Below are 24823 nucleotides of genomic sequence, written 5' to 3'. Positions count from 1 at the left end.
GCTCGTTCTCGTGGTTCTCTAGCTTTGCGCGGAATCAAAGGAGTGCGACGCAATGATCGAGACACCGTATCTGTTGTTTTTGGGCGATGCGCCCGACCAGTTGGCCGCCAAAGTTGCCATCGGCATCCGTGACTGGCGTCCGGAAAACGCTGTGGGCCAGTACCGCATGGAGGGCTGCAAGGCCGATCTGGGTATGACGGACATGACTTTGGCCGAGGCGAAAGAGGCCGGCGCGAAGACGTTGGTGATCGGTGTTGCCAACCGTGGCGGCGTGATCAGCGAGGCCTGGAAAACCGTTCTGATCGAGGCGTTGGAAATGGGCTATGACATCGCGTCGGGTCTGCACAACCTGTTGCGGGACGAAGGCGATCTGGTTGCGGCTGCTCAAACCCACGGCTGCACCCTGCACGATGTGCGTGTGCCGACCGTTGGCTACCCCATCGCAAACGGCAAGAAACGTAGCGGCAAGCGTTGCCTGGCTGTCGGCACCGATTGCTCGGCGGGCAAGATGTATACGGCGATGTCGATGGATGCCGAGATGCGCAAGCGCGGCATGAAATCCACCTTCCGCGCCACAGGCCAGACCGGTATTCTGATCACCGGCCAAGGTGTTCCGCTCGATGCGGTTGTTGCGGACTTCATGGCGGGTGCTGTCGAATACCTGACGCCCGACAATGATGACGATCACTGGGATCACATTGAGGGGCAGGGCTCGTTGTATCACGTGTCCTATTCGGGCGTCACGATGGCTCTGGTCCATGGCGGTCAGCCCGACGTGCTGATCCTGTGCCATGAACCCACCCGGACCCATATGCGCGGCCTGCCCGAGTATTCGCTGCCAACGCTGCAGCAGTTGCGCGACACCGCCCTGCCTCTGGCACGGGTTGGCAATCCTGCCTGCCAGGTTGCCGGCATCTCGGTCAACACTCAGCACCTGAGCGAAGACGAGGCCAAGGCCTATCTGGCCAAGGTCGAGGAAGAGATGGGCCTGCCCACCACTGACCCATACCGCTTTGGTGCCGGAAAACTGGTGGATGCTCTGTCCGCTCTGTGATCAAAGAAACCCGCCGGAGGATCGCCTCCGGCGGGCGTATTTTTGAAAAGATGAAGGAGCAGGCGCGTGCAGGTTGAGGTCTCTCGTGATGTGTTTCGGCTGGCGCAGGTGTTTACCATCTCGCGCGGGTCGCGGACCGAAGCAAAAGTTCTGACGGTTCGAGTCTCGGACGGAACTCATCAGGGCTGGGGCGAATGCGTGCCTTATGCGCGCTATGACGAAACGCTCGAGTCGGTCGAAGCTGAAATCGCGGCGCTGCCTGCCGAGTTCACGCGGCAATCGCTGATGGACCTGCTGCCCGCCGGGGCCGCGCGGAACGCCGTGGACTGCGCTCTTTGGGATTTGGAGTGCAAACGTGCGGGCAAGCGCGCTTGGGACTTGGCCGGTCTGCCGCTTCCGGGGCCTGAAATAACCGCCTATACCCTGTCTTTGGCGACGCCCGAGGCGATGCAAAAGCAGGCGGCAGAAAACGCGCACCGCCCGCTTTTGAAGATCAAACTGGGCACCCCGGACGACATGCCCCGGTTGGAGGCCGTGCGTGCAGGCGCGCCGACATCCAAGATCATCGTTGATGCCAACGAAGGTTGGTCGGCTGAGGTCTATGCGGATTTGGCACCTCATCTGGTGCGGCTGGGCGTAGAACTGGTCGAACAACCGCTGCCCGCAGGCCAGGATGACGCGCTGATTGGCATGGAACGTCCGGTGCCTGTCTGCGCAGACGAATCCTGCCATGACCGGACCAGCCTGCCCAAATTGAAGGGCAAGTATGATGTGGTGAACATCAAGCTCGACAAGACCGGCGGTCTGACCGAGGCCTTGCTGCTGCGCGAGGCGGCGTTGGCGGAGGGCTACAAAGTCATGGTCGGCTGCATGGTCGGCAGCTCTCTGGCCATGGCCCCTGCGACATTGCTGGCGCAGGGTGCGATGGTGACAGACCTTGACGGCCCGCTTCTGTTGGCCGAAGACCGCACCAACCCGCTTATTTTTGACGACGCCGGAGTGCATCCGCCAAGTGCGGAACTTTGGGGCTGAGGAGAGTGACATGACCCGCACCGTTTACGTGAATGGCGAATACCTGCCCGAAACCGAGGCCAAGGTATCCATCTTTGACCGTGGTTTCCTGATGGCAGATGCCGTCTATGAGGTGACAAGTGTTCTGGATGGCAAGCTGATCGACTTTGAAGGCCACGCGGTGCGCCTGAAACGTTCTTTGGACGAGCTGCAGATGGCTGAGCCTTGCACCAAGGATGAACTGCTGGAGATCCACCGCAAGCTGGTTGAGTTGAACGAGATTGACGAAGGTCTGGTCTATCTGCAGGTCTCACGCGGCAGCGATGGGGACCGAGATTTTGTGTTCCCCTCCGCTGACACCAAACCGACGCTGGTTCTGTTCACGCAGAACAAGCCGGGATTGGCGGATAGCCCTGCGGCGCAAAAAGGCGCCAAGATCATCTCGATCGAGGATATCCGCTGGGGTCGTCGGGACATCAAGACCACGCAATTGCTCTATCCCTCGATGGGCAAGATGATGGCCAAGGCTGCTGGCTGCGATGATGCCTGGATGATTGAGGATGGCTATGTCACCGAAGGCACCAGCAACAACGCCTATTTCGTAAAGAACGGTAAGATCGTCACCCGCCCGCTGTCGAATGAAATCCTGCACGGTATCACCCGCAAGGCCGTTCTGCGCATGGCTGCCGAGGCGCAGATGGAGGTCGAGGAACGCCTGTTCACTATCGACGAAGCGAAAGAGGCTGATGAGGCTTTCACCACCTCGGCCAGCGCCTTTGTCATGCCAGTGGTTGAGATTGATGGCGTGGCGCTGGGCGATGGCACCCCCGGCCCAATCGCCAAACGTCTGCGCGAGATCTATCTGGACGAAAGCCGCAAGGCAGCCATTTAAGCGCGCAGGATCAGGGCCTTTTGGGTAAGGTTCTGAATAATACACATTGGTTGGCCGTAGGTCGGGCCAACCAATCCGTGCAAGAGCTTTAATTGCTCTGAGTTCTGACCCGATCCGCGATTTTCCTGCATTCTGCAGCTATCCCGCGCGCATGAAGTGTCCAGCGGTCATGTAAGCCTTCGCGAATTGCGCGGTCAGCAAGGTCGGCTGGTCATTGCAGGGGTTTTTTCGCCGATCGCCTTCAAGTCAGTGTTGGATATGTCCGCCTTGCATAGCGGCTAGACCGTAACTGGCGTTGTTGGCCGCGCGACCTCTTCCTATCTGCTCGCTGTATCCAAAAGGAACACAAAATTTGCCGGGGAATACGCCTCGGTCTGAAAGGAAAGAAAATGGCACATACTGCAACACTCACCCCCTCGACCTTCAATTTCGGCGCACGCGTTTCCGCACTTATTGAACGCATCAAAGTCGCGCGGGCTCGGGCTGCCGAATACCAGCGGACCTACTCCGAACTGCAGCGGCTCAGCAATCGCGAGCTGGACGATATCGGAGTCCGTCGCTGCGATATCGCTGATATTGCGCACAAGCACGCTTACTGCGCCTGAACTACCCCACCACTCACACGCGAAGAGGCGTCCTTTTGGGCGTCTCTTTTGCGTTTGATGGGCTGCACATCCACGCGCCACTTGCAACGCACGTCACAAAGCTGTAGAGCGCCCCGGTGGCATTGCGTCCACGAGAATCAAAACCAAGAAACGCCGTGTTTGGCCCATCACGCTTCGGGGGTCACATCCGGCTTAGGAGAAGCGATATGAAACTGAACGAATTGCGCGATAACCCAGGCGCCGCACCGAAACGGACCCGCGTTGGCCGTGGTCCGGGCTCCGGCAAGGGTAAAATGGGTGGCCGTGGTATCAAAGGTCAGAAATCCCGTTCGGGTGTGGCCATCAACGGCTACGAAGGCGGCCAGATGCCGCTGTACCAGCGTCTTCCCAAGCGTGGCTTCAACAAGCCGAACCGCAAGGAATTCGCCGTTATCAACTTGGGCCTGATCCAGAAATTCGTCGACGCCGGTAAGCTGGACGCCAAGGCTGCGATCACCGAGGACGCTCTGGTTGCTTCGGGTCTGGTTCGTCGCAAGCTGGACGGTATCCGCGTTCTGGCCAAAGGCGAGGTGAGCGCCAAACTGAACCTGGAAGTTACAGGTGCTTCGAAAGCTGCCGTTGAGGCAGTTGAAAAAGCGGGCGGCTCACTGACGGTCACAAAAGCTGCTGCGGCAGAGTAAGCGCTTGTGAGCGGGCGAAGACCCGCTTACATAGAGCACTAAGTTTTCCCAGACGCCGCCCGAGCCGGAAAACGGTTCTGGGCGGTGTTTTCATAAGAGAGACCGATTTATGGTATCAGCAGCAGAACAAATGGCAGCCAACACAAGCTGGTCTGCCCTTGGCAAAGCCACCGATCTGCGCAACCGCATCCTGTTCACACTGGGTTTGTTGATCGTTTATCGCCTTGGCACCTTCATTCCGGTGCCGGGAATCGACGGACAAGCGCTGCGTGAATTCATGGAGCAAGCGGGGCAAGGCATCGGCGGTATGGTTTCGATGTTCACCGGCGGGGCGCTGGGTCGGATGGGTATCTTTGCCCTCGGCATCATGCCTTATATCTCTGCCTCGATCATCGTGCAGCTGCTGACTTCCATGGTTCCCGCTCTCGAGCAACTCAAGAAAGAGGGCGAGCAGGGCCGCAAGAAGATCAACCAATACACTCGTTTCGGTACTGTGGCGCTGGCCACCGTGCAGGCCTATGGTCTGGCCGTTTCGTTGGAATCGGGTGATTTGGCGACCGATCCGGGCCTGTTCTTCCGCATGTCGACCATGATCACTCTGGTCGGCGGCACCATGTTCCTGATGTGGCTGGGTGAGCAGATCACTGCGCGCGGCATCGGAAACGGGATCTCTCTGATCATCTTCGTCGGCATCATCGCCGAGGTTCCGGCCGCTCTGGCTCAGTTCTTTGCCTCGGGTCGTTCGGGCGCAATCAGCCCGGCCGTGATCGTTGGTGTAATCCTCATGGTCATCGTCGTGATCACCTTTGTGGTGTTCATGGAACGGGCCCTGCGCAAGATCCACATTCAATACCCGCGCCGTCAGGCCGGTATGAAGGTTTACGAAGGCGGCTCCAGCCACCTGCCGGTCAAGGTCAACCCGTCGGGCGTTATCCCTGCGATCTTTGCAAGCTCGCTGCTGTTGCTGCCGGTGACGATCTCGACCTTCTCGTCGGGTGCGGCCAACGGTCCGGTCATGTCGTGGCTGCTGGCGAACTTTGGCCCGGGACAGCCGCTCTATCTGCTGTTCTTCGCGTCGATGATCGTGTTTTTCGCGTACTTCTATACGTTCAACGTCTCTTTCAAGCCGGATGACGTGGCCGACAACCTGAAGAAACAGAACGGTTTCGTGCCCGGCATCCGCCCCGGCAAGAAAACTGCCGAGTATCTGGAATACGTGGTCAACCGCGTTCTGGTTTTGGGTTCGGCCTATCTCGCGCTGGTCTGTCTGCTGCCCGAAATCGTTCGGAACCAGTTTGCCATCCCGTTCTACTTCGGTGGCACCTCGGTTCTGATTATCGTCTCTGTAACCATGGACACGATCCAACAGGTTCAGAGCCACCTGCTGGCGCACCAATATGAAGGGCTGATCGAAAAGTCCCAACTGCGCGGCAAAGGCAAGAAACGCAGCAGAAAGGGAGCTGCTCGTCGATGAATATCATTCTGCTTGGCCCCCCGGGTGCCGGTAAAGGTACCCAGGCGCGTCATCTGGTCGAAACACGCGGTATGGTGCAGCTTAGCACTGGTGATATGCTGCGCGAGGCCAAGGATAGCGGCACCGAGATGGGCAACCGTGTGGCCGAGGTTATGGCCAAAGGGCAGCTTGTGACCGATGAGATCGTGATCGGCCTGATCCGCGAAAAGCTGGACGCAGGCGCAGAGGGCGGTTTCATCTTTGACGGCTTCCCGCGCACATTGGCGCAGGCCGACGCGCTGGGTGAGTTGCTGGACAGCACCGGCAACAGCTTGGACGCCGTTATCGAGATGGAAGTCGACGACGCCGCTCTGGTCGAACGGATCACCGCGCGGTCGACATGTGGCGGCTGTGGTGAGGTCTACAACGACATCACCAAGCCAATTCCAGCGGACGGCAAATGCTCCAATTGCGGCAAAGAGAATGACTTTAAACGCCGCGCGGATGACAATGAGGAAAGCCTCAAGACCCGCTTGATGGAGTACTACAAGAAGACCTCGCCGCTGATCGGCTACTATTATGCCAAAGGTCAACTGACCAAGATCAACGGTCTGGGCGAAATCGAAGAGGTTCAGGGCGCGATCGAAGCTGCCCTAAGGTAACACATCTCGACAATTGAATGCGTGCGTTTGACGAGGTATCACTTCGGCCAACGCGCGCATTTTTTGTTGGGAGATAGCTATGAGTCTATCGCTTAAATCGCTCGCGATGACGTCCGCTCTGACTATGGCAGCAATCGGTGCTTGTGCAGAACCGACGCCGGTGACCATCGACAACTTTGTCCGTGCGGCGACAGATATCGAATTTCGGAAGTATCTGGCGCAGTCGGGCGGCGTCAACACGCTGTTTCATGTGCGCGAGCCTACACCGTTGGATATGCAACCGACGATCCGCATGAACCGGGATACGCTCTATAGCATGGCGGTGGTTGATATTTCGGACGGCGCTTTGCTGACCGTGCCGGAGACCGGTGATCGCTATGTCTCGGTTCAGGTTGTCAATCAGTATCACTACGTCAACGACGTGTTCCTTGGCGGTGGAACTTATGAGCTGACGGTCGAGCAGTTCGATACGCCCTACGTTGCGCTGTTGTTTCGGTACCTCGTCGACTCGGAGGACCCCGCAGACATAGCCGCAGTGACCGCATTGCAGGATGGGGTCACGCTGCAGGCCAATTCCGCGCGTCCCTTTGACGAAGCGCATTACGACAAGGATGCGTTTGAAGAGGTGTTGAGCGCCGCGTTGGAGCTTGCCCGTTTCTTGCCAGATAGTACTGGCACATTCGGTTCGAAAGAGGCGGTTGACCCTGTGCGCCACCTGCTGGGAACAGCGTTCGGTTGGGGTGGCTTGCCAGAGGCACAGGCCTTCTATCTGAACGTCGAACCGGGGCTGGAACTGGGGGCGTACAAGCTCAAGGTTCCTGCCGAGGTTCCGGTTGACGCGTTCTGGTCGGTCAGCCTGTATAGCGCGGCGGGATTCTTTGAAGAGAATGATCTGGGTGTCTACGTGATCAACTCTGTGACGGGCGACAGCAATCCGGATGGATCGATGACGGTGCATTTCGGTGGTTGCGACGACGGCCGTGTGAATTGCCTGCCGATCACGGAGGGATGGAACTATACTGTACGTCTCTACCAGCCCGCGCCCGAAGTGATTGACGGGACCTGGACCTTCCCCGAAATCGAGCCTGCGGAGTGAATTCGGGATCAATATGCGATCTGCGCTTGACGCGCGGGTCGCGCGACACTAATTGACGCTATCTCGGAAGAGAATCGAATTGTGCGCGGGTATTCCGTTCACATGATCATATCATAAAATGCTGAGCCCTCTGGCGACACTGCCACGGTTAGGCGTTGTGAAAAAAGGTTCTGGAGTTACGGAACCGCAACGAAAAGGAAAGTGACACGTGGCACGTATTGCCGGCGTAAACATCCCGACTGCAAAGCGGGTACCAATCGCCCTCACATATATCACCGGAATCGGCAACACCTCGGCCAAAGCGATCTGCGAAGCCGTGGGCATTGAAGCGACCCGTCGCGTCAACGAATTGTCCGACGCTGAAGTTCTGAAGATCCGTGAATTCATCGACGAAAACTTCACCGTCGAAGGTGACCTGCGTCGTGAAGTTCAAATGAACGTCAAGCGCCTGATGGACCTGGGCTGCTACCGCGGTCTGCGTCACCGCCGCAACCTGCCGGTTCGCGGTCAGCGCACCCACACCAACGCTCGTACCCGCAAAGGCCCCGCAAAGGCCATCGCTGGTAAGAAGAAATAAGGGAGGGTCTGACTGATGGCACGTGATAAGACTCGCGTTAAGCGCAAAGAGCGTAAGAACATCGCATCGGGCGTCGCCCATGTGAACTCGACCTTCAACAACACCAAGATCCTGATCTCGGACGTGCAGGGCAACGCCATTTCGTGGTCGTCTGCCGGTACCATGGGCTTCAAAGGGTCGCGGAAATCGACACCCTACGCCGCTCAGATGGCTGCAGAAGATGCAGGCAAGAAGGCGCAGGAACATGGCGTCAAGACGCTGGAAGTCGAAGTTCAGGGCCCCGGTTCGGGTCGTGAATCGGCTCTGCGTGCGCTGGCTGCCGTGGGCTTCAACATCACGTCGATCCGTGACGTGACTCCGATCGCTCACAACGGCTGCCGCCCGCCGAAGCGCCGCCGCGTCTAAGCGATTTTGAATTTGGCTGGGGCTGTGTTTTTGCACGGCCCCAGCACGTCATTTTGAACCTCGGGCGTCTGCACCTTGTTGGTCATGGGGCGCGGACAGGAATGGAGGGATTACATGATCCACAAGAATTGGGCAGAATTGATCAAGCCGACCCAGCTGGACGGTAAGCCGGGCAACGACCCTGCGCGTCAGGCGACCCTGGTTGCTGAGCCGCTGGAGCGTGGCTTTGGTCTGACCCTGGGCAACGCGCTGCGCCGCGTTCTGATGAGCTCGCTGCAAGGCGCGGCCATCACCAGCGTTCAAATCGACAACGTCCTGCACGAGTTCTCCTCGGTTGCGGGCGTACGTGAAGACGTCACCGACATCATCCTGAACCTCAAAGGCGTGTCGCTGCGCATGGAAGTCGAAGGCCCCAAGCGCCTGTCGATCAATGCCAAAGGCCCCGCAGTTGTGACCGCTGGTGACATCAGCGAAAGCGCTGGCATTGAGGTCCTGAACCGCGATCACGTCATCTGCCACCTGGACGATGGCGCCGACCTGTTCATGGAGCTGACCGTCAACACCGGCAAGGGTTACGTCTCAGCTGAGAAGAACAAGCCGGAAGATGCACCCATCGGCCTGATCCCGATCGACGCGATCTACTCGCCGGTCAAAAAGGTTGCCTATGACGTTCAGCCGACCCGTGAAGGTCAGGTTCTGGACTATGACAAGCTGACCCTGAAGATCGAAACCGACGGTTCGATCACGCCGGAAGACGCGCTGGCCTATGCGGCTCGTATCCTGCAGGATCAGCTGTCGATTTTCGTCAACTTCGACGAGCCGGAATCGGCTGGCCGCCAGGACGAAGACGATGGTCTGGAGTTCAACCCGCTGCTGCTGAAAAAAGTCGACGAGCTGGAGCTGTCGGTCCGTTCGGCAAACTGCCTGAAGAACGACAACATCGTTTACATCGGCGACCTGATCCAGAAGACCGAAGCCGAGATGCTCCGCACTCCGAACTTCGGCCGAAAGTCGCTGAACGAGATCAAAGAAGTGCTGTCCGGCATGGGTCTGCACCTCGGCATGGATGTCGAGGATTGGCCGCCCGACAACATCGAAGATCTGGCGAAGAAATTCGAAGACGCGTTTTAAGCGCGTCTTCCCAAATGCCCGGGATTTCCGGGGACAATACGGGCACTTCCGCCCCAAGGAGAGCCGGTGACACGCATCGCCGGCCAGACAAAGCAAAACGCAAGATAGGAACTGAAAAATGCGTCACGCACGTGGTTACCGCCGCCTGAACCGTACTCATGAGCACCGCAAAGCTCTGTTTGCAAACATGGCAGGCTCGCTCATCGAGCATGAGCAAATCAAAACAACTCTGCCCAAGGCAAAAGAACTGCGCCCGATCATCGAAAAGCTGGTCACTCTGGGCAAGCGCGGCGACCTGCACGCTCGTCGTCAGGCCGCAGCACAGCTGAAAGAAGACAAAGACGTCGCAAAGCTGTTCGAAGTTCTGGGCCCCCGTTACGCGGAGCGTCAGGGCGGTTATGTCCGCATCCTGAAAGCTGGCTTCCGCTATGGCGACATGGCCCCGATGGCGATCATCGAATTCGTTGATCGTGACGTCGACGCCAAAGGCGCGGCTGACAAAGCCCGCGTTGCAGCCGAAGAGGCCGCAGAAGAATAAGAAAGCCTACAGCTTTCAAAAAAGAACTCCGTGTCCTCGACGCGGGGTTTTTTTGTTTTGCGCATTTGCAAACTGCTTGCATCGGCGCGACCAAAATAGGCTTTCTCATACAGCGACCAGCTTGCCGTCTCGCAATTCCAGCCTGTCCGGGGCAAGCGCATCGCGAAATGCAGGAGAATGGCTGACCAGTAGGATAGCTTGAGGCAGAGATTGCAGGATTTCGAGCAACCGCGCCTCGTTTTTAGTGTCCAGCGCATTGGTCGGCTCATCCAGCAGCAGGGCCTGTGGCTCCATAGCCAGAACCGTTGCCAGCGTGATCAGACGCTTTTCCCCGCCTGACAGTTTATGCGTGGTTCGTTCCTTAAGATGCATGAGGTCGAGATCGCGGAGAACGCGATCCACGATTGCCAAGGCCTCGTCGCGCGTCTTGCCGAGGTTCAGTGGACCAAAGGCAATGTCCTCGGCCACAGTGGGGCAGAACAACTGGTCGTCGGGGTCCTGAAAGACAAGGCCGATATGGCGGCGCACGTCATGGAAATCGGCCTCGGCCTGCCTTGGTTTGCCAAAGACGGTCACCATACCCGAGGACGGTCGCTGCAGACCAAGTGTGATACGTAGAAGCGTGGATTTCCCGGCCCCGTTCGGGCCGGTCAGTGACAGGCGTTGTCCGGGCTCCAGCCGCAGGTTTGCGCCGTTCAGAACCGGTGCTTGTCCGGGATAGGCAAAGCAGATGTCGTCCAGCGCGATGAGTGTCATGCGAATTCCACTAGGATCAGGGCGAGGCAGAGGCCTCCAAACCCGGCAGCAAAGACAATATCCCGGCGGGTCAGGCTATAGTCTTGCAGCAACAGCATCTTGCCTGAAAACCCCCGACATTTCATCGCGCCGAGGATGCGCTCGGACCGTTCGATTGCCCGGACCAGCATCATCCCGACCAGGTAGCCGAAGCTACGGTAGGTGTGCCAGTTGGTGCCGGGGCGGAAGCCTCGGACTTTCATCGCGGCGCGGAGGCGTTGATATTCCTCATGTAGGACATCGATGTAGCGGATGGTGAACATCAAAAGATGCACGAGTGTTTCCGGGCAGCGCAGCCGGTGCAGGGCGTGGCCCAGAGTGACAGGCTCCATTGTGCCGACCAGAACCATTACGGTCAGGATCACGGCGTTGGCGGTCAGCGCGATTTCCACAGCTTTCCAGAGCCCCTGCCAGCTGGCTGGAAACCCCCAGATGGTAAACATCGGGTCGCCGGGCATCGTGAAGGGCAGGAGGACCAGCATGAAGATGATGAAACTGTCCATCATCGCCATCCGCTTGAGCGTTTTGCGCCAAGGCAGTCGGGATAGCACCAGTAGAGCCAGCGCGATCATCAACGCCGCCGCAAGCGCGGGCAGGGAGGATAGGGAGACCACAACGACCGCAAACAAAACAGACATGACGATGCGCACGCGCGGATCAAGCGAGGTAATCAACCCTTGTTGACCGATCGTGCCAGCCTCGGCCAGCGTCCGTTCCTGTGGTTCCAGTACGTGTGCCATCAGCCTGCGAGTTTCCTCCGCGCCGCGAGGTAGAAGCCCAGCCCGAAGAGGCCAAAGATGTATCCGATGCCGCCCAGAATGGTCTGGAGGTCGTTATGTTCGCGATAGGCGGCGATTTCCCGGCGCAGGGGGCGTATTTCGTCACGAACGGCTGCTGCGATAGCTTGACGCTCCTTATCACTGAGAGAGGCCACTGTGACGCCCTCCGAGGAGGGCGTAGGCGTGGGTGACGCTGCAGGCTTGTTCTTGATGGCGACGCCCATGATCTTGGCAACGTCATCGGCGGGCATGGTGACCTCGGCCACGTGACCGGCGCCGAGGTCGGCAAAGAAGGTATGGGCGACGGCTGTGGTGGGCGTGTAGATGAAGAACCCGTCTGCGTTGGTCGTGGCCCGGCCCAGCTCGACCCCGTTTGGATCGGTCACGACAACCTCGGTATCGGTCGCCATGGTGCCGTTGGAGAAGCCGATTTCCCCTTCGATCGCATCGCTGGATGCAAAAACACCGGCAATCACCTTGTGGGCCAACGCGGGCAGAGGGGCCGCGCATAGGGCCAGGATGAGGGCAATCTTTCTCATGTGGCGGGCCTTGTCAGGAACAGTTCAGGTTTGACTTTTCGTGCCAGTAGAACGGCAAATCCGGTCAGAACGGCCTCGATGATCATCACGGGGATATGCGCAAAGAAGACCAGCTTGGCAGCGGGGAGGAATTCGTCCCCTGACAGGGCCAGTGAGATGCCCACCATGACGGTCGTGGCCGCAATGGCAAAGGCGCCGCCTATGCCGCCCCAGATCGCGCCATGAACAGGTGAGCCGCGACCGATCAGGGGTCGGAACAGCAGCCCCGCCAGTACGGCCGGAAAGGCGATGTTGAGCGTGTTGATCCCCAGTACCGTCAGCCCGCCGAAGCCGAAGAAAACGGCTTGCAGGAGCAGGCCCACAAACAGGGCCGGGAAGGCGGCCCAGCCGAGCAGCAGCCCGGCCAGACCGTTGAGGATCAGATGCACCGACGACGGCCCGATCGGAACATGGATCAGCGAGGCCACGAAGAAACTGGCCGCCAGCACCCCTGCTGTGGGGATGCGGTCCAGATCCAGCGACCTGAGGCCCATTGCGACCCCACCAGCGGCGGCAACGGCTCCGCCGATGACGACCGGGTTGGACAGGGCTCCGTCGACGATGTGCATCGGGGGTTACTCCATGTCCCAGGCGCGGATCCAAATCACCGCGTCCTGGCTCAGCTCTTTGCCTTCATGTTCGGTTTCAGGACCAGCACCGAGGGCGGCAAAGCCCCAGTAACCAGCTTTCGGCACACCGAAGGAAAAATAGCCATTGGCGTCAGAAATTGCGACAACAGCACCACCCGGCATCGGCGAAACGGTAGGCTCGGACGAGGCTTGGTTGTCAAAACTGGGCTTGGCGGCCATGTATTCGATCTCGATCTCAGCGCCGGCAACCGGTTCGCCATTTGCCAGAACCTGACCGGTGAAGGTCGAGCCAGCGATGATGTTGTAGGGCTTGTTCAGCGGCACGATCTCGGTCGCCAGACCTGCGGGGTTCATCCAGTCGGTCGGCAGTTCGTTGCGGTTTAGGAACGCCTTGGTGATCTGCTGGATATAAATATCCTCGGCCTCTTCGTAGTAGGGCTGAGGCACCGTGACCATCACGTAGTCGCCAGAACGCTTGACCGGAACAGATCCCTGAAAGGCCGCGCCTTCGTTTTCAGGGCTTGAGAAGCGGATGGGTTCCAGCGTGTCCAACAGGTCGGTCTTTTCGCCATTGTGGATCACGTAGAATTCCTGCGGCTTTTCCAGATCCATGACATGGCCGTTTTCAAACGGGTGCCAGAAGATCAGCTTGACCGGCACGTCGCCCGGTGCCTCGATCAGCGTGTCGGTGGTGTATTCCAGCAGAAAATGCGCCTGTGCCATCGCTGGAATCGCCAGCGCAGCCGCAGCCGTGCAAAATAGTTTCTTCACAAGGTCTTTCCTTCGTCCTTCGTGCCAACCCCGGCACGTTTCTTGCTTGATATCGGGGCGAACGAGACCATGTACCCGAAATGAGGGCATCGGCCCGATGCACACCCCGGCATCGGTGACACACCCCTTCCGAGGGTGCATATCCGGCAGGTCTCCTGACTTGCGGGTCAAAGCATCGGGCTGGCCTTCCCGGGTGGAACCCAGTGGCGTGTCAGCCCTGCTCACCGCCTACAGTTGCGGGGGCAGTTGCGGCATTGGGTGGATCAGAATTCCCCGCACCGCATTCCCTTTTCTCCGGGCGAACCCGGAACCGGACATGAGGACGCTGATGGCAGAGATTCCCATCATCGGTCAATCTCTATTTAAGACTGTAGCGATAACATCTTGTCGATAGGATGGGATGTTACCGTTCTGCCCACTGGGCATTGCAGGCACGCGTGCAAGCGACGACCAGAGAATGCGCGCGCTTGCAACGTAATCTGGACATCAGAATCAGATGGATGCATCCTGCGCTGCGTCAGACTCCGGCGTAGCGCGCTTGTGTTCGGCGCCTAATTTCCCACAAGCCCCGGAGGCCCAATGTCTGAGATCAAACAAGGCGACACCGTTCGCATCCACTATACTGGCACGCTGCTGGACGAGACCGTGTTTGACAGCTCAGACGGGCGCGATCCGTTAGAGTTCGTGGTTGGTTCGGGCCAGATCATACCCGGCCTGGACAGTGCGATGCCAGGACTGGCGGTTGGTGACAAGAAGCGGGTCGAGATTGCCTGTGTCGACGCTTATGGCCCGATCAACCCGGCGATGCGGCAGGACATCCCGCGTGAGGGTATTCCGGATGATATCCCACTAGAGCCGGGAACCCAGTTGCAGATGCAGACCCCGGACGGTCAGGCGCTGCCGGTAACGGTTGTAGAGGCGAACGAGGCCACGGTGACGCTGGACGCCAATCACCCGCTGGCTGGGCAGGATTTGATTTTCGATATCGAGGTTGTCTCGGTGAGCTAAAGGCTTGGGGTTCTAGCCCCAAAGCCCGTCAAGCGCTGCACGGACTTGCGGTTGCGTGAAGAACACGAACAACACCAGCAATGTGGTCAGCGTCAAAAGCAGAACACGGGCGCGGGGGCTTAGGAACCCCGACTTCCGTTTGGTCTGGGTGCCACGCGTATTGCTGGCAAGGATCTGGTCAGTTTTGCTCATGCCCATATCCCTGACGCCGAAAGATGGTCAAATCTTGGCGGCGTCTGGGAAAGATATGGTCACATGAAATCCGGCTGTGGCATTCCGAGCACGTGGAAACCGCCATCCACCCGGATGATCTCGCCCGAGGTGCAGGCCCCCGCGTCTGAGGTCAGGTAAACCGCCGTGCCGCCAACGGCCTCCAGCGTAGCGTTCGAGCGCATGGGTGCATTTTGGTCGCAGAACTTGTAGGTCTTGCGCGCACCGCCGATTGCCGCCCCGGCCAGGGTCTTCATCGGACCGGGCGAGATTGCGTTCACACGGATGCCTTCGGGGCCGAGGTCGTTGGCCAGATACCGTGTCGCCGATTCCAGCGCGGCTTTGGCAACGCCCATGACGTTGTAATTCGGAACTACACGATTCGAGCCTTGGTAGGTCAGCGTCAGCAGCGAGCCACCATTGTCCTTCATCAGCGGATAGGCGCGACGGGCGACCTCGATGAAAGAGTAGGCCGACACATCCATCGAGTGCTTGAAATTGGCCCTTGTGGTGTTCAGAAACCGGCCTGTCAGCTCGTTCTTGTCCGAATAGGCAATCGCGTGAACGACAAAGTCGATGGTTGGCCAGCGTTCGCCCAACTCGCCAAAGGCGCGGTCCAGCGAGGCGTCATCGGTGACATCCGCATCCACCATGAAGTCGCTGCCGAGGCTTTCGGCCAATGGCTGCAGACGCTTCCCGAACGCGTCGCCCTGATAGGTGAAAGCCAGCTCAGCCCCTGCTTCATGCATCGCTTTCGAGATACCCCAGGCAATCGACCGGTCATTGGCGACACCCATGATCAGGCCGCGTTTCCCTTTTAGAACTTCCGACATCTCGTTCACCCGTTATACTTTGACAGGATCATGGATCCGTTTGTGCCGCCAAAGCCGAAGCTGTTGGTCATGACCGAATCTAAACCTGCATTTTCAACCACTTGAGTTGCAATTTCACCGGGCTGGATGCCTTCGGCTAGTGTGTCGACATTGATCGACGGTGTTATGAAATCATTGTCCAGCATGAGCAGGCAGAAGATCGCCTCAAGCGCGCCGGCCGCGCCTTGTGCGTGCCCGGTCATCGACTTGGTGGATGAGATGGGCGGCACGTTGCCTTCGCCGAAGATGCGACGCACGGCTTCAACTTCGCCCACATCTCCGACCGGGGTCGAGGTGCCGTGCGCGTTGATGTAACCAACTTTGCGGCCTTCTGGCAGGGTCGACAGAGCCAGACGCATCGCGCGCTCACCGCCTTCGCCGGACGGCGCCACCATGTCATGACCGTCCGAGGTTGCAGCATAGCCGGTCACCTCAGCGTAGATCTTGGCACCACGCGCCAGCGCATGGTCCAGATCCTCAAGCACGACAATGCCGCCGCCACCCGAGATCACGAAGCCGTCGCGGTCCTGATCGAACGCGCGCGATGCTTTCTGCGGAGTGTCGTTATACTTCGACGACATCGCGCCCATCGCGTCAAACAGGCAGGACAGGGTCCAATCCAGCTCCTCACCGCCGCCTGCGAACATCACGTCCTGCTTGCCCAGCATGATCTGTTCCGCCGCGTTGCCGATGCAATGCAGCGAGGTCGAGCACGCCGAGGTGATCGAGTAGTTGATACCCTTGATTTTGTAGGCTGTGGCAAGGTTCGCTGAAATCGTGGAACACATGCATTTCGGCACGGCAAAAGGCCCGATCCGCTTGGTGGCGCCGTTCTTCAGCACCGTCTGATGCGCGGTCAGCATTGCGCTGGTGGACGGTCCGCCAGAACCCGCGACCAGTCCGGTGCGCGGATTGACGACCTGATCCTCAGTCAGCCCGGAATCAGCAATCGCCTGTCCCATCGCGATGTGTGCATAGGCCGCGCCCGGTCCCATGAAGCGCAGGGTGCGTTTATCGACGTGCTCGGACACGTCGATCTTGAGCGACCCGGCGATCTGGCTGCGAAAGCCATGTTCGACCATCTGCTCATTGGCCTCGATGCCGGATTTACCTGCTTTGAGCGAGGCGAGAACCTCTTCGGCATTGTTCCCGATCGAGGAGACGATCCCCAAACCGGTGACGACGACGCGACGCATATGCGTTCTCCTGTGTTCCGTTCCTGTTGGCGTAGTGTCCGCTGGCGTCAGCTTTCGGACAGTGCAACCTTCATATCTTTGACTTGGTAAATTACTTCACCATCCGCTTCGACACGGCCATCCGCGACCCCCATGGTCAGACGGCGTGTCTGTACGGCTTTGGTAAAATCAACATAATAGGTCAGCATCTTACGATCCGGGCGGACCATGCCGGTAAGTTTGACTTCGCCCACGCCCAACGCATAGCCGCGCCCCTGCCAGCCACGCCAGCCCAAGTTGAATCCCGTCAGCTGCCACAGGCCATCCAGACCCAAGCAGCCCGGCATGATCGGGTTGCCGGGGAAATGGCAGTCAAAGAACCAAAGATCAGGCGTGATGTCGAATTCTGCGACAACATGGCCTTTGCCATGTGCGCCTCCGTCACCCGAAACATCGGTGATCCGGTCCATCATCAGCATCGGAGGGGCAGGCAATTGCGCATTGCCGGGGCCAAAAAGTTCGCCTCGCGCGCATTTCAGCAGATCCTCTTTGTCAAAACTGCTTGGGAATTGGGCCATTCTTGCCGCCTCTTCTGCCTTGGGTCCGTTCATTACATTTGGCCTCACCTAGCACCCGTATGCAAGGTCCTGCAAGAGCAGTGGCCGGATGATGTTGCGACCCGGTGGTCTTTGCGAATGAATTTCATTTGAAATTGGCATCCCTGCGCCCCTATATATATAAGCAGCAAAAATGGGTATCGGATTCATGACACCTCAGAGCCGTAAGATAGCTACAGACTGGTTGGAGAGCGCCGGATTGCGCCCGACGCGTCAGCGTGTTGCGCTGGCCGAGTTGCTTGTAGGCGATGGTCGTCACCGGCATGTCACAGCGGAAAGCCTGTTTGACTCGGCCAAGACCAAGGGCGATGCCGTTTCGCTTGCGACCGTCTACAATACGCTGCGCGCGTTCTGCGATGCCGGTGTGCTGCAAGAGATCACGGTGGATGGGTCGAAAAGCTATTTTGACACCAACACTCATGATCACCCGCATTTCTATTGGGAAGACGAAAGCCGCCTGAGCGACGCTCCGTCCGAAGAGTTGGTGATTCAGCGCCTCCCGCAGGCACCGGAAGGGGTCGAGATCGCCTCGGTCGACGTGGTTATCCGTCTTCGCAAGAAACCTCAGGTCTAGTTTCGGACAGCGCATCAAACAGGAAACATTCCGCTGAGGCCAATGTGGCTTCGACGGGGCCGGTCCCGTGGCGCGCCAAGACGACAGGCTCAGCAGCATCCTTGTCCAAAATTGGCAGGCGGGTCAGCTTTCGATTGTCGTAGCTCATCGAATTGTTGGGGCTGGCATAGCTGATCGCGATTCCCTCGCCGTGAGCAGCGAGGCTGCGCTGAATCTCGAGTGTAGCGGCCCTATGGGCGACCGTTGGGTTAAGGCCCTTGCGCCGAAACAGGTTCAAGACGTGCTGCGCGGAAAGCCCCTCCTTTGACAGGATCAGGGGTTCCTGTTCCAGATCAGTCAAAGTCGCGCTGCGGGCTGCTGCAAGCGCGTGATCAGGTGGAACCAAAGCATGAGGGACACTGTCGAACAGCTCTTGCCGGGTAAACCCTGCATCCATGCCAAGGTCATATGTGATCGCGATATCCGTCTGACCGTTGATCAGACCGTCCAGCAAGCCCTCGAAACTATCCACCTGATAGGTGATGGTCACATCGGGCAGGGCAGTTTTCAGACTGCGTAAGGCCGAGGCCAGATGAAACGGTGCCAGGTCAATGAAACAGCCCAGCCGCAGGTGTGAAGACCCGTGCGGCGCATCTGTCGGATTTTCGATCTGCGCGGCAGAGTGCAACAGCTTTTCCGCCTGTTCGATGAAAAGGCGCCCCTGAGGGGTTGTGGTCATCGCCGCCCCTCGTCGACGCATGAACAGCGGATATCCCAGAAGCGACTCAACCCGCGTCAGGGCCGTCGATAAGGCAGGTTGCGATACGTTCAGCGCGTGGGCCGCGGACGACAAGCTGCCATGGCGGCCGATGGCGCAGACATATTCGTATTGGCGCAGCGAGATATATAACATCAGGTTAATTATTACTTCGAAATATATGATTTGAACAGAAGGCTTTGCTGTCCTTTAAACGGGGGCAAGCACAAGGAGAACGCCATGCCACACCCTCTTGTTTCTCAGGACATGATCGACACCTACCAGGAAGACGGGGTTGTCCTGATCAAAGGGCTTTTTGCCGATCACGTGGACGCGTTGCGCGACGGGGTTGCCGCCAATATGGCCAAGCCGGGACCCTATGCCTCGGACAACAAGAAAGAGGGGCAGACCGGGCTGTTCTTTGATGATTACTGCAACTGGACCCGTATCCCGCAATTCCGCGAGGTGATCGAGACTTCCGCGGCGGCTGAGGTCGCAGCGGACCTGATGCAGTCGAAAACGGTGCAGATGTTTCACGACCATGTGCTGGTGAAAGAGCCGGGCACCTCAATGGCGACGCCCTGGCATCAGGACGGGCCGTATTACTTTGTTGAAGGGCAGCAGACGATCAGCTTCTGGTCACCATTGGATCCGGTGAAGCAAGCCACCCTACGCTGTGTAGCGGGATCGCACAGGTGGGAGAAAGAGGTGCTGCCGACCCGTTGGGTCAGCGAAGAGGGGTTTTTTGCTGATGAAGGCCAGTACATTCCGGTCCCCGATCCGGATGCGGAAGGGATGAAAGTGGTCGAGTTCGAAATGGAACCCGGTGATGCGGTTGCGTTCAACTACCGTACCTTGCATGGGGCGCGAGGGAATCACTCGGACAGTCGTCGTCGGGCGTTTTCACTACGGCTGGTCGGGGATGATGCGCGCTATGTCGAGCGTCCGGGCCGCACGTCGCCTCCGTTCCCGGGGCATGATATGATGCCGGGGCAACGTTTGCGGGAAGACTGGTTCCCGATGTTGCTACAGCGATAGGGGGCTCTGCCCCTGCCGACTCCCCCCGGGATATTTTCGGCCAGATGAAGAGCGGATTAGAACCACTGGCCGGGTTCGATCAATCCCAGATCGAGCAATTGGCGCGATGTCCATTCGAATGAGACGGAATTGTGCCAACGGAAGCTCGAGATATCGAAGGCTGAACCTGCGTTGCTTTTCAGGGCTTTGGCTGCCCGAAATGAGCAGATCGCAGCCGTCAGGTTGTGGTGCCATGGGCAGGCATAGGTGTTGTATTCGGCCTCGTTGAACGTGTGGTCGGGCTGCAGGATCAGGTCTTTGCGGGTTTTGAACAGGGCGATTCTGTCAATACGGCGGCGTTCATAGGGGATGTGATCTTCGAACCGCCAGCGCAGGCCGCCGGACATGTCCAATTGGCGCTCGACAGGGCGGCCTGTGGGATCGTGGCGGGTGTGGGCATAGTATCCGGTGCTGTCCAACATGGCCTGGTCAGGGGCCACGCCGTTCGGGAACTGCCTCAGATCACCCGCATAGAGGTCGATCACGTGGCACAACATTGCGCTTCGACGTTCCTCGGTGTGGAAGGCCAGCAATTCCCCTACGCTGCGCGTTTCACAGAAAGGGTAGAACAGGTATTCGGCGTTGTAGCAGTAGTACATCCAGACGCTGGGCGCGGCTTTCGTGATGCGGTTGATCGCGTCGAACACCACGGTCCGGGGTGCGCATCTGAAAGTCACGCGATTTATCCGCGTTGACAGGTCCTCGCTGAGGGTGAATTCGGCGGGCATAAAGGCCACAACGGACTTGAAGCCGAGGCCTAGATGGTGGTGCAGCGTGCTTTCGACCTCGGTCTCGTCTTCGGCGAAAATCAGGGCCACGGGGCCTTTTGACAGGGCGGATTGGCCTGAATTCAGAAGGCTGTCGAGGGATTCGTACTGCATCGCCGGTTTTCATTCGCGTCTTGCTGGAAAGTTTCGCCAAATTCGGGTAATTGCGCCGGCATTGCAAGCGGCGTTCGAAGCATATAGATGACGCCGATCCAGCGACTGCAAAGGCCCGATCCATGTCTGAACCCAAAAAGCTGTTTATCAAGACCTATGGCTGTCAGATGAATGTCTATGACAGCGAGCGTATGGCCGAGGCCTTGGGTGGGCAGGGATATGTCGAGACCAAGTCGCCGGACGATGCGGATATGATCCTGCTAAACACCTGCCATATCCGCGAAAAAGCCGCCGAAAAGGTTTATTCCGAACTTGGCCGGTTCAAGGGTTTGAAGGCGGAAAAGCCCGACCTCAAGATCGGGGTGGCGGGCTGTGTTGCGCAGGCCGAGGGTGAAGAGATCATGCGCCGTCAGCCTCTGGTCGATCTGGTGGTCGGACCACAAAGCTATCACCGTTTGCCGGAGATGGAGGCCAAGACTCGTGAAGGTGCCAAAGCTCTGGACACGGATTTCCCCGAAGAGGACAAGTTCGAAAAGCTTAAGAACCGTCCCAAAGCCAAACGCGGCCCAACGGCGTTTTTGACGGTACAGGAGGGTTGCGACAAGTTCTGCGCTTTCTGCGTTGTGCCATATACCCGCGGGGCCGAGGTCAGCCGCCCGGCCGACCGCATCATTCGTGAAGCGCAGGATCTGGTCGAACGCGGCGTGCGCGAGATCACTCTGCTGGGTCAGAACGTCAACGCCTATCACGGTGCCGGCCCCAATGGAGACATGACGCTGGCTGGGCTTATCTGGGAATTGAGCAAGGTCGACGGGCTGGAGCGTATCCGTTTCACCACCTCGCATCCCAATGACATGGCAGATGATCTGATTGAGGCGCATGGTACCTGTGAAAAGTTGATGCCCTACCTACACTTGCCGGTGCAGGCAGGGTCGGACCGGATCCTCAAGCGGATGAACCGCAGCCATACGGCGGACAGCTATTTGCGCCTGATCGAGCGTATCCGCGCTGCGCGTCCGGATATCGTGATGTCGGGGGATTTCATCGTTGGCTTCCCTGAAGAGACCGAAGAGGATTTCCAGGCGACTTTGGATTTGGTCGAGCAAGTCAAATACGGCTATGCCTACTCGTTCAAGTACTCGACCCGTCCGGGCACTCCGGCGGCGGAGCGCGCCCAGGTTGATCCGGCGGCGGCGGATGACCGCTTACAACGCTTGCAAGCCCTGATCACCAAGCATCAGCGCGAGATTCAAGATTCCATGGTCGGTCGCACTGTCGGCGTTCTGTTCGAGAAGCCCGGGCGGCTCGAAGGGCAAATGGTTGGAAAGTCAGACTATCTTCACTCGGTGCACGTGGTTGGGTCTGACCTGAACGTGGGAGACCTGCGGAAGGTGCGTATCGTGAAGTCTGGCGCGAACTCTTTGGCCGGGGAACTGTTGCAATAAGGCGGTTCTTTGCGGGCACGTCGTGCGCGTACGAATATATCTAAAATTTACCCTTGATTTATGAATTAGAACTATGTTCCGAGAGGAGCCAAGTTTTCTGTTGGGCCTCGACCGCTTGCGGAAGGTTTGTTTTTGCCGATCACGAAAGTGGCGTCGATGGAGGGTATTGAGTGGTAGTTCTGAAGTGCAGAGGTCTCAGGTCTGTGTCGGTCGCAACTTTGGTGGCTTTTGGGGCCAGCGCGACGTGGGCGAGTGATCAAACGGGGGACATATCTGATCCCGAGGTGATCAGTAACAAGCGCTTCAGCGACGATGTCAGTGCTTTTTATCTTGGTTTGACGGCAGGTTATGGCGGCGGGGGCGATGACCGTTTCGGTTTGACCACTCCAACCGATACTTTCGCAATCGGCGATCAGGACATCAGCGGAACCTATGGCGGTGTGCGTGGCGGCTGGCGCGGTGTCCTGCCCGCTCGGAGCGGTCGTGACTACGTATATGGGTTTGAGCTGGGATATGATTTCGGATCGCTGGACGACAGCGTATCCACCGTGGTCGGCTCTGAGACGGTTCAGGGCGGGTCAGAAGTCTCGGATATTGTCACCTTGCGGTTTCGGAATGGCCTAACCAACCGCAGCGGGCGAATCCTTTATTTCGTCAGTGTCGGTTACCTTTGGGGTGACGTAGAGACGACAAACAGTATTTCCTCCACCACTGGCACGCAGTCGTTTGAGGCCTCGGATCGGCGCAACGGGTTCTCGCTCAGCATTGGTGCGGAACACTATCTGACGGAAGACTGGTCGATCACAGGTGAGTTTGAATACGTCCAGTTCGACTCTAAGGATATTGAATTCTCTTCGGGTTTTTCGACAAAATCCACACCGAACTATCGCGGTCTGAGGTTCGGTTTGAACTACAAGTTCTAAACCGGGGCAGAGCGTCTGATCGGCGCTTTTGTCATTGCCGCTCGAATTTTTGAAACTGTGGCTTGCACCCGGTCCGAGTTCTTGTCTACGCTCAAGGTGAAACGCCAAGACAGGAGAACGGATTGGCCATCGGTGCCCTGACCCCACCGCAAGATGAGATGCCCCAGCGCGAGGCATTTGTAGAATTCCCCGACAACCGCTTGTTGATTGATTTATGTGGCGAATATGACCGCAACCTGACCGAGATCGAACAGAAGCTCTCGGTCCAGATTGTGCGCCGCGGCAATCAGTTGGTGGTGATGGGCGAAGAGGATTCGCAGAAAAACGCCATAGAGGTTTTGCAGGCCCTCTACACCCGTCTGGAAGGCGGGCGCGAGGTTGAAGCCGCCGACGTGGACCGAGAGTTGCGCATGGGCGGCTCAGAACAGGGTACAGGCAGTCGGGACGGCGACCAGCTTGAGATGTTCAAGGGCGGTACCGTTGAGATCAAGACCCGCAAAAAGCTGGTCGAACCCCGCACGGATGCGCAAAAAGCCTATGTGCAGTCGCTTTTCCAGAATGAACTGGCCTTCGGAATCGGCCCGGCGGGTACCGGTAAGACCTATCTGGCCGTTGCCGTGGGCGTGTCGATGTTCATCGGTGGCCATGTGGACCGCATCATCCTCAGCCGTCCTGCGGTCGAGGCCGGGGAAAAGCTGGGTTACCTGCCGGGCGACATGAAGGACAAGGTCGATCCGTATATGCAGCCGCTCTACGACGCGCTGAACGACTTTTTGCCCGGAAAACAGCTCGCCAAACTGATCGAAGAAAAGCGAATCGAAATCGCTCCGCTGGCGTTTATGCGAGGGCGGACGTTGGCCAATGCTTTTGTGGTGCTGGATGAGGCGCAGAACGCGACGACCATGCAGATGAAGATGTTCCTGACCCGTCTGGGCGAGGGTAGCCGTATGGTCATCACGGGCGACCGGTCTCAGGTCGATTTGCCGCGTGGGGTTCAATCCGGGTTGGCGGATGCTGAACGTTTGCTGAAAACGATCCCGAATATCAGCTTCAACTACTTCACTTCGAAAGATGTGGTGCGGCACCCGCTTGTCGCTGCAATCATCGAAGCGTATGAGGCCGATTCAGGGCGCGAGACAGGATAGCTCAAGGCCCGATATCAGGCTTTGAGGCGACAGGATGAACCTTGAACTTACCGTGGAAGATGACCGCTGGCAGGGGCTGGAGACTCTGGCCTTGCGCGCGGTTGAAGCGGTCCTGCACTATTGCCAGCTGGATCCGGATTTGTGTGAGGTCAGCGTGCTGGCTTGCGATGACACCCGAATTGCCGAACTGAACGCCGAGTTTCGGGAAAAGCCGAAACCGACGAACGTTCTGAGCTGGCCCGCCGAAGACCTCGCGGCCGATGTCGCAGGTGAAACGCCCGAACTGCCAGAACCCGATTTTACCGGCGAAATCGCGCTAGGGGATATCGCGATCTCATACGACACCTGCGCGCAAGAAGCTGCTGAGGCGGGCAAATCCATGTCTGATCACGTGACTCATCTGATCGTTCACGGAACGTTGCATTTGCTGGGGTATGATCACATTCGTGACCCCGATGCGACCTTGATGGAAGGGATTGAGGTCAAGATACTTGGCAAACTGGGTATCAATGACCCATATAATAGATGAAACGGGTTATTTCA

Annotated in this window: 30 protein-coding genes and 1 riboswitch; of the genes, 19 read left to right on the top strand and 11 right to left on the bottom strand. The window is 58.3% G+C overall.

Annotation, left to right across the window (positions count from 1 at the left end):
• Positions 1–52 precede the first annotated feature (52 nt).
• The 12 genes from dgcN (at position 53) to rplQ (ending at position 10104) form a co-directional block, all read left to right on the top strand.
• Positions 53–1054: an N-acetyltransferase DgcN gene (dgcN, locus tag ACR0B5_RS09640; protein WP_170640517.1), complete on the top strand. Its 1002-nt coding sequence runs from the start codon at positions 53–55 to the stop codon at positions 1052–1054.
• A 66-nt stretch (positions 1055–1120) separates the two neighbouring features.
• A complete protein-coding gene (dgcA, locus tag ACR0B5_RS09635; protein ID WP_170640515.1) occupies positions 1121–2086 on the top strand; it encodes an N-acetyl-D-Glu racemase DgcA in 966 nt (321 codons plus the stop codon).
• 10 nt (positions 2087–2096) lie between these two features.
• Positions 2097–2957, top strand: coding sequence for a D-amino-acid transaminase (locus ACR0B5_RS09630; protein WP_480540149.1), 861 nt, complete (start codon positions 2097–2099; stop codon positions 2955–2957).
• Positions 2958–3346: 389 nt separating this feature from the next.
• A complete protein-coding gene (locus ACR0B5_RS09625; RefSeq protein ID WP_170472137.1) occupies positions 3347–3562 on the top strand; it encodes a DUF1127 domain-containing protein in 216 nt (71 codons plus the stop codon).
• Between the two features lie 206 nt (positions 3563–3768).
• Positions 3769–4242, top strand: coding sequence for a 50S ribosomal protein L15 (rplO, locus tag ACR0B5_RS09620; RefSeq protein WP_170377635.1), 474 nt, complete (start codon positions 3769–3771; stop codon positions 4240–4242).
• A 109-nt stretch (positions 4243–4351) separates the two neighbouring features.
• Positions 4352–5716: a preprotein translocase subunit SecY gene (gene secY / locus ACR0B5_RS09615; RefSeq protein ID WP_170665849.1), complete on the top strand. Its 1365-nt coding sequence runs from the start codon at positions 4352–4354 to the stop codon at positions 5714–5716.
• On the top strand, positions 5713–6357 hold the full coding sequence (locus ACR0B5_RS09610) for an adenylate kinase (protein ID WP_170377639.1): 645 nt from the start codon (positions 5713–5715) through the stop codon (positions 6355–6357). The genes secY and ACR0B5_RS09610 overlap by 4 nt, the downstream gene beginning before the upstream one ends.
• A gap of 79 nt (positions 6358–6436) precedes the next feature.
• Positions 6437–7453 carry a DUF1254 domain-containing protein gene (locus tag ACR0B5_RS09605; protein ID WP_480540148.1) on the top strand — a complete coding sequence of 339 codons (1017 nt, stop codon included), beginning with the start codon at positions 6437–6439 and terminating at the stop codon, positions 7451–7453.
• Between the two features lie 208 nt (positions 7454–7661).
• Positions 7662–8030 (top strand): 30S ribosomal protein S13, encoded by a 369-nt coding sequence (gene rpsM / locus ACR0B5_RS09600; RefSeq protein ID WP_170377641.1) that lies wholly within the window; start codon positions 7662–7664, stop codon positions 8028–8030.
• A gap of 15 nt (positions 8031–8045) precedes the next feature.
• Entirely contained in the window at positions 8046–8435 is a 390-nt protein-coding gene (gene rpsK / locus ACR0B5_RS09595) for a 30S ribosomal protein S11 (RefSeq protein ID WP_008757289.1), read from the top strand.
• Between the two features lie 114 nt (positions 8436–8549).
• Positions 8550–9566: a DNA-directed RNA polymerase subunit alpha gene (locus ACR0B5_RS09590; RefSeq protein ID WP_170377644.1), complete on the top strand. Its 1017-nt coding sequence runs from the start codon at positions 8550–8552 to the stop codon at positions 9564–9566.
• A 118-nt stretch (positions 9567–9684) separates the two neighbouring features.
• The gene (gene rplQ / locus ACR0B5_RS09585) at positions 9685–10104 is read left to right on the top strand and encodes a 50S ribosomal protein L17 (RefSeq protein WP_170334079.1); all 420 of its coding nucleotides are present in this window, start codon (positions 9685–9687) and stop codon (positions 10102–10104) included.
• Between the two features lie 105 nt (positions 10105–10209).
• Here the strand turns inward: rplQ and ACR0B5_RS09580 are convergent, their stop codons facing one another.
• Genes ACR0B5_RS09580 through ACR0B5_RS09560 form a run of 5 tightly spaced genes read right to left on the bottom strand, consistent with a single transcriptional unit; the run spans position 10210 to position 13617 of the window.
• Positions 10210–10860, bottom strand: a complete 651-nt coding sequence (locus ACR0B5_RS09580; protein ID WP_475218683.1) for an energy-coupling factor ABC transporter ATP-binding protein — start codon at positions 10858–10860, stop codon at positions 10210–10212.
• Positions 10857–11639, bottom strand: a complete 783-nt coding sequence (gene cbiQ, locus ACR0B5_RS09575; RefSeq protein ID WP_480540147.1) for a cobalt ECF transporter T component CbiQ — start codon at positions 11637–11639, stop codon at positions 10857–10859. Before cbiQ ends, ACR0B5_RS09580 begins: the two co-directional genes overlap by 4 nt.
• Complete coding sequence (locus ACR0B5_RS09570; RefSeq protein WP_480540146.1) at positions 11639–12217, bottom strand: cobalt ABC transporter permease; 579 nt, start codon at positions 12215–12217, stop codon at positions 11639–11641. The genes cbiQ and ACR0B5_RS09570 overlap by 1 nt, the downstream gene beginning before the upstream one ends.
• Positions 12214–12825, bottom strand: a complete 612-nt coding sequence (cbiM, locus tag ACR0B5_RS09565) for a cobalt transporter CbiM (RefSeq protein ID WP_170477725.1) — start codon at positions 12823–12825, stop codon at positions 12214–12216. The genes ACR0B5_RS09570 and cbiM overlap by 4 nt, the downstream gene beginning before the upstream one ends.
• A 6-nt stretch (positions 12826–12831) precedes the next feature.
• The gene (locus ACR0B5_RS09560; protein WP_480540145.1) at positions 12832–13617 is read right to left on the bottom strand and encodes a DUF4198 domain-containing protein; all 786 of its coding nucleotides are present in this window, start codon (positions 13615–13617) and stop codon (positions 12832–12834) included.
• 128 nt (positions 13618–13745) lie between these two features.
• Positions 13746–13947: riboswitch (cobalamin riboswitch) on the bottom strand.
• Positions 13948–14196: 249 nt separating this feature from the next.
• Between ACR0B5_RS09560 and ACR0B5_RS09555 the strand changes: the two genes are divergently transcribed.
• The gene (locus ACR0B5_RS09555) at positions 14197–14625 is read left to right on the top strand and encodes an FKBP-type peptidyl-prolyl cis-trans isomerase (protein ID WP_480540144.1); all 429 of its coding nucleotides are present in this window, start codon (positions 14197–14199) and stop codon (positions 14623–14625) included.
• A gap of 12 nt (positions 14626–14637) precedes the next feature.
• On the opposite strand, the gene ACR0B5_RS09550 is transcribed toward ACR0B5_RS09555, so the two are convergent.
• The 4 genes from ACR0B5_RS09550 to fabA are packed head-to-tail and all read right to left on the bottom strand — an operon-like array spanning position 14638 to position 17460.
• Positions 14638–14817, bottom strand: a complete 180-nt coding sequence (locus ACR0B5_RS09550; RefSeq protein WP_480540143.1) for a hypothetical protein — start codon at positions 14815–14817, stop codon at positions 14638–14640.
• A 59-nt stretch (positions 14818–14876) separates the two neighbouring features.
• Entirely contained in the window at positions 14877–15668 is a 792-nt protein-coding gene (locus tag ACR0B5_RS09545; RefSeq protein ID WP_170377661.1) for an enoyl-ACP reductase FabI, read from the bottom strand.
• A gap of 5 nt (positions 15669–15673) precedes the next feature.
• Entirely contained in the window at positions 15674–16903 is a 1230-nt protein-coding gene (gene fabB / locus ACR0B5_RS09540; RefSeq protein WP_480540142.1) for a beta-ketoacyl-ACP synthase I, read from the bottom strand.
• A 47-nt stretch (positions 16904–16950) separates the two neighbouring features.
• On the bottom strand, positions 16951–17460 hold the full coding sequence (fabA, locus tag ACR0B5_RS09535) for a bifunctional 3-hydroxydecanoyl-ACP dehydratase/trans-2-decenoyl-ACP isomerase (RefSeq protein ID WP_170378117.1): 510 nt from the start codon (positions 17458–17460) through the stop codon (positions 16951–16953).
• 187 nt (positions 17461–17647) lie between these two features.
• Between fabA and irrA the strand changes: the two genes are divergently transcribed.
• Complete coding sequence (gene irrA / locus ACR0B5_RS09530) at positions 17648–18073, top strand: iron response transcriptional regulator IrrA (RefSeq protein WP_170378119.1); 426 nt, start codon at positions 17648–17650, stop codon at positions 18071–18073.
• Here irrA and ACR0B5_RS09525 read toward each other — a convergent pair.
• Entirely contained in the window at positions 18042–18965 is a 924-nt protein-coding gene (locus ACR0B5_RS09525) for a LysR family transcriptional regulator (protein WP_480540141.1), read from the bottom strand. The two genes, irrA and ACR0B5_RS09525, sit on opposite strands and share 32 nt — an antisense overlap.
• 84 nt (positions 18966–19049) lie before the next feature.
• Between ACR0B5_RS09525 and ACR0B5_RS09520 the strand changes: the two genes are divergently transcribed.
• Positions 19050–19847 carry a phytanoyl-CoA dioxygenase family protein gene (locus ACR0B5_RS09520; RefSeq protein WP_480540140.1) on the top strand — a complete coding sequence of 266 codons (798 nt, stop codon included), beginning with the start codon at positions 19050–19052 and terminating at the stop codon, positions 19845–19847.
• A 56-nt stretch (positions 19848–19903) separates the two neighbouring features.
• Here the strand turns inward: ACR0B5_RS09520 and ACR0B5_RS09515 are convergent, their stop codons facing one another.
• Entirely contained in the window at positions 19904–20767 is an 864-nt protein-coding gene (locus ACR0B5_RS09515) for a hypothetical protein (protein WP_170665833.1), read from the bottom strand.
• 122 nt (positions 20768–20889) lie between these two features.
• Between ACR0B5_RS09515 and miaB the strand changes: the two genes are divergently transcribed.
• The 4 genes from miaB (at position 20890) to ybeY (ending at position 24809) form a co-directional block, all read left to right on the top strand.
• A complete protein-coding gene (gene miaB / locus ACR0B5_RS09510) occupies positions 20890–22212 on the top strand; it encodes a tRNA (N6-isopentenyl adenosine(37)-C2)-methylthiotransferase MiaB (protein WP_480540139.1) in 1323 nt (440 codons plus the stop codon).
• A gap of 170 nt (positions 22213–22382) precedes the next feature.
• On the top strand, positions 22383–23135 hold the full coding sequence (locus tag ACR0B5_RS09505; protein WP_480540138.1) for an outer membrane protein: 753 nt from the start codon (positions 22383–22385) through the stop codon (positions 23133–23135).
• Between the two features lie 122 nt (positions 23136–23257).
• The gene (locus ACR0B5_RS09500) at positions 23258–24280 is read left to right on the top strand and encodes a PhoH family protein (RefSeq protein ID WP_170691052.1); all 1023 of its coding nucleotides are present in this window, start codon (positions 23258–23260) and stop codon (positions 24278–24280) included.
• A gap of 34 nt (positions 24281–24314) precedes the next feature.
• Positions 24315–24809 (top strand): rRNA maturation RNase YbeY, encoded by a 495-nt coding sequence (gene ybeY, locus ACR0B5_RS09495; RefSeq protein WP_480540137.1) that lies wholly within the window; start codon positions 24315–24317, stop codon positions 24807–24809.
• The last annotated feature ends 14 nt before the right edge of the window (positions 24810–24823 follow it).

Source organism: Ruegeria sp. AG1 (genome assembly GCF_056541705.1).
Note: the sequence above shows the minus strand (reverse complement) of the source record. Positions and strands in the feature narration are given on the sequence as shown.